Genomic DNA, 10,016 nt, shown 5'->3' on the forward strand with positions numbered 1-10,016 from the left:
CTTCTGGACCTTTTCGGGCCGTCACCGGCCCGGCTGCGCATGGGAATGGAGAAAGAGGAGCGATGGGCGGTCCCGTCCCTGGAATGTCCCGACTGCTGCGCACCGGCATCGGTGCGGCGGCGGTCGGTCTGCTGCTGATGTACAACTCGGTCGACACCACGCCGAAAGCCAACTCGGCGTCCGGCGTGATCCGTCCCCCGGCGATCGTCGCGCCGGCCACCCCCCGCCCGTCCCCACCGGCCACCACCCCCGCGGACGCCCCCACGGACGCCCCCGCGGAGGCCCCTGCGGAGGCCGCCCAGGACCCGGCCCCTGCGCCACCGTCGCTGGGCCGCGCCAACCCGACCCGGCTGCGGATCCCGCAGATCGGCGTCGACGCCCCGTTCACCGAGCTGACGCTCGATCCGGAGGGCCAGCTCACCGCGCCGCCGCCGGACGACGACAACCTGGTCGGCTGGTACCGGGACGGTGTCTCCCCGGGCGAGCTCGGCAGCTCGGTGGTCGCCGGGCACGTGGACACCACCACGGGCCCGGCGGTGTTCGTGATGCTGAGCCAGCTGCAACCGGACCAGCAGATCGAGGTGACGCGCGCGGACGGCACGGTCGCGGTGTTCTCGGTGGACTCGGTGGAGGCCTTCCCCAAGAACGCCTTCCCGGACGACAAGGTGTACGGCCAGACGCCCGACGCCCAGCTGCGGCTGATCACCTGCGGCGGTACGTACGACAAGGGCCAGAAGGACTACTCGGACAACGTGGTGGTCTTCGCGCACCTGGATTCCTCGCACCCGGCCTGACCGGCAACGCGAACGAACCCCCGCCCCCCCCCACCGGGGGGGGCCGGGGGGTGAGGGGGGGGGGGGGGGCGGGGCGCGGCGGCGGGGGGGCCGGTGCTCAGCCGCGCACGGTGGCCTCGAAGGCGTGCAGGTAGGGGTTGACCGGGTGGACGTCCGCGACGTCCAGTCCGGCGTCCTCCATCAGCCGCACCATGCTCTCCTTGGAGTGCTTGGCGCCGCCGACGTTGAGCAGCAGCATCAGGTCCATCGCGGTGGTGAAGCGCATCGACGGGCTGTCGTCGACCAGGTTCTCCACCACCACGACGCGGGCGCCGGGCCGGGCCGCGGCGACCACGTTGGCGAGGGTGCGGCGGGTACTCTCGTCGTCCCACTCCAGGATGTTCTTGATGATGTAGAGGTCGGCGCGGACCGGGATCTCCACCCGGCAGTCACCGGGCACCAGCCGGGCGCGGGCCGAGAAGGCGCCGCCGTCCTGGAGCCGGGGTTCGGCGCCGGCGACCACCTTGGGCAGGTCGAGCAGGGTGCCGTGCAGCGCCGGGTGCTTCTCCAGCAGGCTGGCCAGCACGTGCCCCTGGCCGCCGCCGATGTCCGCCACCGAGTCGACGCCGGTGAGGTCCAGGTACTCGGCGAGGTCGTGGGCGGACTGCCGGCTGGAGGCGGTCATCGCCTTGTCGAAGACCTTCGCGGAGTCGCCCGCGTCGCTGTGCAGGTAGTCGAAGAACTCCTTGCCGAACAGCTCGGGGAAGACGTTGCGGCCGGAGCGGACCGCCTCGTCCAGCTTGGGCCAGGCCTCCCAGGTCCACGGCTCGGTGCACCAGAGGGAGATGTAGCGCAGCGAGTTGGGGGCGTCCTCGCGCAGCAGGCGGGACATCTCGGTGTGCTCGAAGCGGTCGTCGGAGGTCTCGGAGAAGATGCCGTAGCAGGTGAGCGCGCGCAGCAGGCGGCACAGCGGCAGGGGCTCGGTGTCGAGGGCGGCGGCGAGTTCGGTGACGCTGGTCGGGGTGTCGCCGAGCACGTCGGCGACGCCGAGCCGGGCGGCCGCGCGGACGGCGGCGGCGCAGGCGGCGCCGAAGACGAGCTCGCGCAGGCGCATCGCGGCCTGGGGAGTGGGGGGCGGTGCGATGGTCATGGGAGGTCTTCCTTGTCGACGGGGGCGGGGGTGCCGGGGGCGCGTGCCGGGAGCGGTTCGTACCAGGCGCGGGTCGTACCGGGTGCGGGTGCCGCGGTTCAGCAGCGGCCGGACGGATCGGACCGCGCGCAGGTGTTGCGGGCGAACGCGTTCTCGCCGGTGTCGCGGTCGGCGATGTCGGCCGGGCTGTTGCCGCTCAGGTGGTTGTCGGCGACGGTGTTGCGGGCGTTGGGGACGCCGACGGCGCTCTTGAAGAGGACGATCCCGCCGGAGAAGTCCGAGCTGCCGACGTTGTCGTGGACCTCGTTGTCGGTGACCCGGGTGTCCTCGACCCCGGTGAGCACGATGCCCGCGCCCTGGATGGCGCCCAGCCGCGGGTTGGCCGGGCAGAACATGTTGTTGGCGACGACCCGGTTGCGCCGCACGTCGAGGTCCCCGGCCCGGGGCACGCCCTCGTCGCCGACCACGAAGACGCCGGCGCAGTTGCCGCGGAGCTCGTTGTCCTGGACGGCCAGCCCGCGCAGTCGGCGGACGGTGACGCCGACCCGGTTCTCGGTCAGCTCGTTGCCCTCCACGACGGTGCCCCCGGTGTCGGGCGCGCCGCCCTCGCGGTAGGCGTAGTTGGCGAGGAAGACACCGGACTGGCCGTTGCGGGTCGCGCGGTTGCCGACGATCCGGGCCCGGGTGGAGATCTCCTGACTGATGCCCTGCTGGGCGTTGTCGTGGACGTAGGTGTCGCGCACGGTCAGGCCGGTGGTGCCGCTGGCGTCGATGCCGTTCTTGCGGAAGCCGGTGACGGCGAGGGTCTCGATGGTGACGTCCGACAGCGGGGCCGCCTCGGTGCCGTCCACGCAGAGGCCGTGTCCGGCGGTGGCGCAGGCGTTCTCGGTGCCGTCCCCGGGGGTGATCACGCTGTCCGCGCCGGCGCCGCGCAGGGTGAGGCCCGGGGTGGTGATGCGGACGCTGCCGGGGTAGGTGCCGGCGAGCAGTTGGACGGTGTCGCCGGGGAGGGCGGCGTCGCCGGCCTGCTGAATCGATTCGCCCGGCTGGACGACGTGCAGGCCGTCGGCGGCGTGGGCCGCGGGCGCGGCGGCCAGGGTGGCGAGGACGGTGGTCAGGGCGGTGGCGGCGGCGGTGGCCGCGGCGAAGTGGTGGACCCGTCGCGTGGGCATGAGTGGTGACCTGTTCTTTCCGGCGCGCTCGCCGGTGTGCGGCCGGAGCCTGCCGGGCGGCGCGCTAGGTACGCGGTGTCTGTTCTTACACGGTGTGCTTGGGCAGTGACGGCCGGTGGGTGCGGCCGACTCGACGCTATGGGCCACCGGGTGGGCCCGCCACCAGGGCTGGGCTGCGGGACTGACGGGGCGTCGGCCGGTGGTGGGACGGCCCGGCGTGGCGCGTGCGGCGCGGCGCGCTCCGAGCCGCGCCACACGGCACGCCACCGGACCGACCCCGGCACCGCCCCCGGCACCGCCGGCCGGGCCGCGTGCCACCGCCGGCCGGCGGCGTGACATCCTCGGGGCCATGACCACCGCACCCGCAGCGCCCCTCGGCACCCTCCGCAACCCGGTCGGCGCGCACGTCCCGGTGGCCGCCCGCGGGCTGGCCGGCACGGGGCTGGCGTACGCGCGCCGGGTCGGCGCCGAGACCGTGCAGGTGTTCGTGGCCAACCCGCGCGGCTGGGCCACTCCGCCGGGCAACCCCGCGCAGGACGAGGAGTTCCGGGCGGCCTGCGCCGAGCAGGGACTCCCCGCCTGGGTGCACGCGCCGTACCTGATCAACTTCGGCTCGGACAACCCGGCCACCCGCGAGCGCTCGGCCGACTCGCTGCGGCACTCGCTGCGCCGCGGCCACGCGATCGGCGCACTGGGCGTCGTCCTGCACACCGGCTCGGCGGTCGGCACGGCGCCCGGCGGCGGCTCCCGGCGGGCCGAGGCGATGGCACAGGTCCGGGCCGACGTGCGGCCGCTGCTGGACGAACTGGACGCCCTCGGCGAGGACGCGCCCTGGCTGCTGCTGGAGCCGACGGCGGGCCAGGGCAGCTCGCTCTGCTCCCGGCTGGAGGAGCTCGCCGAGTACGTCGAGGCGCTGGACGGGCACCCGAAGGTCGGCGTCTGCCTGGACACCTGCCACGCCTTCGCCGCCGGGCACGACCTGGCCGTACCGGGCGGGGTGACGGCCGCCCTGGACGCCCTGGCGTCGGCGGCCGGGCCGGGCCGGCTGCGGCTGATCCACGCCAACGACTCCGAGGACGTCGTCGGCGCGCGCAAGGACCGGCACGCCAACATCGGCGCCGGGATGATCGGCGCGGAACCGTTCCGCGAGCTGTTCGAGCACCCGGAGACGGCCGGTGTCCCGCTACTGGTGGAGACCCCGGACCGCAAGCACGGCGGGGACGGCACCGGCCACGCGATGGACATCGCCGTACTGAAGGAACTGCGCGAGCGGGCCGCCGCCCCCGCCCGACCGTCCTGACCTGCTCGGGCCGCCGCCCCGACCGGCCCGCCCGATCCGCCCGACCGGTCCGGCAGCGCGCCGCACGGCACCGCACCGCGCCTCGCCGCGCGGACAGCCGTGAGCCCGGAGGCCCACAGCGGCCCCCGGGCTCCGAGCTCGGACGGATCAGCCCTCGCTGTGCTCGTGGTAGTTGAACCAGTTGGCGTGCGGGCCGAACAGGCCGACACCCGCCGAACCGGACTCCAGGCCCTGCCCGGAGGACGGCACCGGCGTGTGGCCGAACGCCATGGCCGAGGTCGGCACGGCCACCACGGCGGCACCCGTCACGGCCACGATCACCGCGAGCTTGCGGATCTTCCCACGAAGCGACATCTACTGTCCCCTAGTTCGTCTCTGGTCCTCTGACCCGCGCCCCCGACCGGCCACGTCGACCGCCCGCAGGCTGGGCGACGCCCCACGGGGAGGCGCCGGGCCAACGTTTGCACACGAACGCGCACGCGCCGCGGCACGCCGCAACCCGGCTGAGGCATCCGGGTGACGACATCCCTCCCCCGGGTGAACGCCCTCGGACACCCGGCCGCACGCCGAACGGCCGCGCCGGACCGGCACTGGACGAGCGCCCGTCCGACCGGCGCAGGACGAGTGCCCGCCGGAGCGGCACAGGACGAGTGCCCGTCCGACCGGCGCGGGACCGCAAGTCTTGCGGTGACATGCCAGGCCGACTGAACAAATCCCATCGATTTGGTACAGAGCGCCACCCGGTTCGAGCATGAACGGTGGCTCCACCGAGCACGAGCAGGACCACGAAAGGCGCACCACCCTCATGCAGACCAGCCCGGCCGCACCCCGGCAGGCGACCCGACCGAGCCCGCCGCAGACGCCGGAAGCGGTCACCGCGACACCCCGCAAGGGCGGCCGCTTCGGCCTGCCGACCGCCACCGCCCTGGTGATGGGCAACATCATCGGCGGCGGCATCTTCATGATCCCCGCCGCCGTGGCCCCCTACGGGACGGTCAGCCTGGTCTCCTTCGTCGTCCTGACCGTGGGCGCGATCGCCCTCGCGCTCGTCTTTGGGCAGCTCGCGCGCCGCAACCCGCGCACCGGCGGGCCCTACGTCTACGCCCGGGAGGCCTTCGGGGACTTCGCCGGGTTCCTGTCGGCCTGGTCGTACTGGATCACCACCTGGGTCAGCAACGCCGCGCTCGCGGTCGCCGCCGTCGGCTATCTCGACGTGCTGCTGCCCGTCGGCCACTCCATCGGGCTCAGCATCGCCGCCGCGATGGCCTTCCAGTGGCTGCCCGCGCTGGCGAACCTGGCCGGCACCCGCTACGTCGGCGCCGTCCAACTCGTCTCCACCGTCCTCAAGTTCATCCCGCTGCTGCTGGTCTCGGTGGGCGGTCTGGGCTTCTTCGACGCGCGCAACCTGGGCCCCTTCGACGCCACCGGGCACGGCTGGGCCGGCGGGATGACGGCGGCCGCGGCCATCCTGCTCTTCAGCTACCTGGGCGTGGAGTCGGCCGCGATGAGCGCCGGCCAGGTCCGCGATCCGGAGCGCAACGTCGGGCGGGCCAGCGTGCTCGGCACGGCCGGTGCGGCGGTGGTCTACCTGCTGGGCACGCTCGCGGTCTTCGGCACCGTCGCCCACGACCGGCTGATCCACTCCACCGCGCCGTTCTCGGACGCCGTGGACGCCATGTTCGGCGGCACGTGGGGCGGCACGGCCATCGCCGTCGCCGCGCTCGTCTCGATGACCGGCGCGCTCAACGGCTGGACGCTGCTGGCCGCCCAGGCGCCGTACGCGGCCGCCAAGGACGGGCTGTTCCCGGCCGCCTTCGCCAAGGAGCGGCGCGGCGTCCCGGTGTTCGGCGTCGTGACCAGCGTCGCGCTGGCCTCGGTGCTGACCATCCTCAACTTCGCCACCGGCGCCAAGGGCGCGTTCGAAATCCTGGTGCTGGTCACCACCTTCACCGCGACCGTCCCGTACCTGCTCTCCACCGCCGCGCAGCTGTACTGGCTGGTGCGCGGCATGCCCGACAAGGTCTCCGGGGGCCGGCTCGCCCGGGACGCGGTGCTGGGCCTGGGCGCCTTCGGCTTCTCCCTGTGGCTGGTGGCCGGCGCCGGTTACGCGGCCGTCTACCAGGGCGTGCTGTTCCTGTTCGCCGGGATCCTGGTCTACGTCTGGATGGCGGCCCGCCGCCGGGACTGACGGCCCGAGGGCCGGGGCCTCGGCGGCTCAAGGTGACGAGTGCCTGACGGATCGTCACGCGCCTTGCCGGAGGCGGCAGATGTGGACATCCTTGGCCGGAGGTTTCCCTCCCGGGCGGCTCCGCGCCATCGGCCGGGCCACCCGCACCGGATAGACGGGAGGCCGGAACCTCCGCACCCTGCACCGCCGTTCCACGCGAACCTCCGTTTCCGTGAACCTTCGAGTACCGGGAGTGCCATGAAGATCCTGAGGCTGTTGACAGTCCCCGCCGCCGTCCTCGCCCTGACCGCCGGCACCGTCACCACCGCCGCAGCGGCCCCGGCGCGGCCGGCCCTGAACGACGTCGTGGTCCTCGGCGTCGCCTCCAACGGCCAGACCGTGCAGGTCCACCCGGGTGACGTGGTCCAGATCAACCTGCCTCCCTACCGCGACAGCACCGTCACCTGGCTGTCCTCCGTCCCGGCGACGACCGCGCCCTCGGTGCTGCCGCAGACCTCGGGCAGCACCGACCCCGACAACACCACGCACGCGACCTTCAACGCGGCCGCCGCCGGGACGGGCGACATCACCTGGATCTGGCGCTGCGCCTTCCCGGACCGCGGCTCGGCCTGCCCGCCGTTCGTCTACTACCTGCGGACCACCATCGTCGTCTCCTGACCGCACGCACTCGAACGGCCGGGGTCCGCAGCCTGCGGATCCCGGCCGTTCGGGTGGGGGCGAAGGTCACCCGGGCCCGTGGTCCCGCTCACCGGGAAGCCCCGCCTCGGACACGTTCACCGCGACGGCCTCCGGGCGCCCGGCGGCCGATTCCGCGAAGCGGGGGCGCGGAGCGTCCGGCGGCTGGAGGGTGAGGACGTGGTCGGCCAGCGGGAGGAAGGCCGGGTCGTGGGTGATCAGGATCGTGGTGCGGCCCGCCATCAGGCGGCGCAGCGGGGGGATCAGCTGCTGGACGGTCTTCGGGTCCAGGCCGGTGGTGGGTTCGTCCAGGACGAGGACCGGCGCGCCGCGCAGGAAGGCCCGGGCGATGGCGACGCGCTGGGCCTGCCCGCCGGAGAGCTGGAAGCCCTCGTCGCCGATGACCGTGCCGTAGCCCTGCGGCAGCGCGGTGATGAAGCCGTGGGCGCCGGCGCTGCGGGCGGCGCGTTCGATCTCCTCCTGCGGGGCGTCGGGCCTGCCGTAGGCGATGTTGTCCCGGATGGTCGCGTGGAAGAGCTGCGCCTGCTGGGGCAGGAAGCTCATCGCCCCGCGCAGCGAGGCGATGGTCAGGTCCTGGATGTCGACGCCGTCGAGGCGGACGGTACCGGCCTGCGGGTCCAGGAAGCGGACCAGGAGCTTGGCGAGCGTGGACTTGCCGCTGCCGCTGGGACCGATGACGGCCAGAACCTTGCCGGGGCTGACGTCGAAGCTGACGTCGGACAGCACCGGGGCGTCGTAACTGCCGGGGTAGGCGACATGGACGCCCTCGAAGGAGACCCGGCCGCGGACCGCGCCGGCGTCCCGCGCGGCGGGGCTCTCCCGGACCGGACTGGACAGGTCGTGGATCTCCAGCAGGCGTTCGCCCGAGGCGCAGGCCGCGCCCGCGAGCGGGACGAGCCCGGCGAGCTGCTGGATCGGCTCGAACAGCTGCGCCATGAAGGCGGCGAAGGCGAGCAGACCACCCAGGCTCAGCTCGCCGCGGATCACCTGGAGCGCGCCGACGCCCACCACGACCAGCCCGGCGAGCATCTGGAGAACGTTGAGGAGGGGCTGGTAGAGGTCGGACATCCGGGCGGCGGAGAGCTCGGCGTCCAGCAGGGCCTTTCCCTCGCGGTGCACCCGCTCGACCTCGCGCTCCTCCTGGCCGCAGGTGCGGGTGACCACGACGTTGCGCAGCGTCTCCTCCAGCAGCGCGGTCACGCCGCCGGCACGGCGCTGGACCTGCCGTTCCCGGATGCGGATGCGGCGCCCGAAGAAGCCGGTGGTGAAGATGAACAGCGGCGCGACGATCAGCGCCGCCAGGGTGAGGGGCCAGCTCAGGTAGAACGCCGCGCCGGCGAACAGCACCAGGCTGGTCGAGGCCACCGCGCCCTCGACCAGGCCGGTCGCGACCATCTGCTCGATCGTCGCGATGTCGGCGGTCATCCGGGCCACCAGGTCGCCGCGCCAGCGGGTCTCCAGGGTGTCGGGCGGCAGGGTGTGCAGATGGGCCAGTGTGCCGGTCCGGAGCCGGAGCAGGTAGCGCTCGGCGATCCAGGTGCCGGTGTAGGTGCCCGCGAAGGTGAACAGCGCCGCCGCCGCGGCCGCGGCGAGCATCGTGCCACCGAGCGGCCAGAACTCGGCGAAGTGCCGCGGCACCAGGACTTCGTCGATCAGGTCCTTGAACATCCAGACCGAGACGACCTCGCCGAAGGCGCCGAGAACGAGCAGCACCGCGCTCAGCGGCAGCCAGCGCACGTCCGGTCGGACCCACGGCCAGAACCGCCGGAACAGCTCACGCAGCGAGATGACGGGCGAGTCCGCCACCGGCCCCTGGTCGATGGCCCGGTCGGCTGCCCGGTCCTCCGGACCCCCCATGGGCGTCGCACCGTGCATGGAGGAACCCCACTCAGGATGAGGGGCCGGCGGTGATACCGCCGGCCCCAGGGATGGGTGTCATGCCGGGCTGTTAAGCACAGCCCGGACCGCCCTTATCTGTCACCAGAAGCCAAACCGACGACGGCGGCCGTGGCGACGGCGGCGACGGTCACGTTCACGTCCGCGACCGCGGTCCCTGCGGTTGAAGTAACTCATCACGACTCCATTTCTTCCCTTGCATTGGCACGCCGCACGTCCACGGCCGACGCCGACGGCGCGGACCCGGGGAGCACGACAGAGACTGCCGTTGCCGTGAGACAGCCCTAAGCGGCGGGCACGTCAGGGATGTGCCTGCCAGAGCCGTTCTCACATCTCCAGTATCCGCCTGACGCCCCGGCTCGCAGCTTCTGGACGGCAACCGCGAACGGTCCTCGGCATGCAAAGGGCCCCCCGACAGGACCGCCCGACCCACGCCTCGACAGCCGGTTCCGGCCCTCCCGCCCGGCCCCCCGACGAGCCGGGTCGGGCGAGGATCCGCCCGGTCGACTCCTCGACTGACCCACCGTCAAGTGCCGTTCGTCCGGCGTCTCGAAACAGCCACCCCCGCGCACCGAGCGCCGCCGCCCACCGGTCGACCGCAGGCCCCCGCGACGACGGCTTCGGCGCGAGCCCCCGTCCCCCGCGCCCCTCCCCGAGGACCCCCGCCCGGGCCGCCGACCCCACCCGCCGAGGCCTACCCGGATGGCGCAGCCGACCGACGGGGCGGGGGGGGGGGGGGCCGCGCGGCGAGAGGCGAGACCCCGCGTCGAGCCCCGCGGAAACCACCGGAACGACGCCCCGGCACCGCCGACGCCACGGCCGGGCCGCCGGGAGGCGGCGC

General features: G+C 73.8%; 8 protein-coding genes. 4 read left to right on the plus strand and 4 right to left on the minus strand.

Features of this window, described 5'->3' with window-relative positions; translation table 11 throughout:
- Nucleotides 1-83: 83 nt before the first annotated feature.
- Nucleotides 84-794: a class F sortase gene (locus ACFV6I_RS33115; protein WP_380429377.1), complete on the plus strand. Its 711-nt coding sequence runs from the start codon at nucleotides 84-86 to the stop codon at nucleotides 792-794.
- A 97-nt stretch (nucleotides 795-891) separates the two neighbouring features.
- On the opposite strand, the gene ACFV6I_RS33120 is transcribed toward ACFV6I_RS33115, so the two are convergent.
- A complete protein-coding gene (locus tag ACFV6I_RS33120) occupies nucleotides 892-1,923 on the minus strand; it encodes a methyltransferase (RefSeq protein ID WP_063350289.1) in 1,032 nt (343 codons plus the stop codon).
- A 98-nt stretch (nucleotides 1,924-2,021) separates the two neighbouring features.
- Nucleotides 2,022-3,095 carry a nitrous oxide reductase family maturation protein NosD gene (locus ACFV6I_RS33125; RefSeq protein WP_380429380.1) on the minus strand — a complete coding sequence of 358 codons (1,074 nt, stop codon included), beginning with the start codon at nucleotides 3,093-3,095 and terminating at the stop codon, nucleotides 2,022-2,024.
- Nucleotides 3,096-3,444: 349 nt separating this feature from the next.
- Between ACFV6I_RS33125 and ACFV6I_RS33130 the strand changes: the two genes are divergently transcribed.
- The gene (locus ACFV6I_RS33130) at nucleotides 3,445-4,395 is read left to right on the plus strand and encodes a deoxyribonuclease IV (protein ID WP_063350287.1); all 951 of its coding nucleotides are present in this window, start codon (nucleotides 3,445-3,447) and stop codon (nucleotides 4,393-4,395) included.
- A gap of 147 nt (nucleotides 4,396-4,542) precedes the next feature.
- On the opposite strand, the gene ACFV6I_RS33135 is transcribed toward ACFV6I_RS33130, so the two are convergent.
- Nucleotides 4,543-4,749 carry a hypothetical protein gene (locus tag ACFV6I_RS33135; protein WP_063350286.1) on the minus strand — a complete coding sequence of 69 codons (207 nt, stop codon included), beginning with the start codon at nucleotides 4,747-4,749 and terminating at the stop codon, nucleotides 4,543-4,545.
- 451 nt (nucleotides 4,750-5,200) lie between these two features.
- Here ACFV6I_RS33135 and ACFV6I_RS33140 point away from each other — a divergent pair, with 451 nt between their 5' ends.
- Both ACFV6I_RS33140 and ACFV6I_RS33145 read left to right on the plus strand, forming a co-directional pair.
- Nucleotides 5,201-6,583 carry an amino acid permease gene (locus tag ACFV6I_RS33140; RefSeq protein WP_063351611.1) on the plus strand — a complete coding sequence of 461 codons (1,383 nt, stop codon included), beginning with the start codon at nucleotides 5,201-5,203 and terminating at the stop codon, nucleotides 6,581-6,583.
- Nucleotides 6,584-6,820: 237 nt separating this feature from the next.
- Nucleotides 6,821-7,240 (plus strand): hypothetical protein, encoded by a 420-nt coding sequence (locus ACFV6I_RS33145; RefSeq protein ID WP_380429383.1) that lies wholly within the window; start codon nucleotides 6,821-6,823, stop codon nucleotides 7,238-7,240.
- A 66-nt stretch (nucleotides 7,241-7,306) separates the two neighbouring features.
- Here the strand turns inward: ACFV6I_RS33145 and ACFV6I_RS33150 are convergent, their stop codons facing one another.
- Entirely contained in the window at nucleotides 7,307-9,136 is a 1,830-nt protein-coding gene (locus tag ACFV6I_RS33150; protein WP_380429386.1) for an ABC transporter ATP-binding protein, read from the minus strand.
- Nucleotides 9,137-10,016: the final 880 nt, after the last annotated feature.

The organism is Kitasatospora sp. NPDC059803 (genome assembly GCF_042732255.1).
Taxonomy (GTDB): domain Bacteria; phylum Actinomycetota; class Actinomycetes; order Streptomycetales; family Streptomycetaceae; genus Kitasatospora.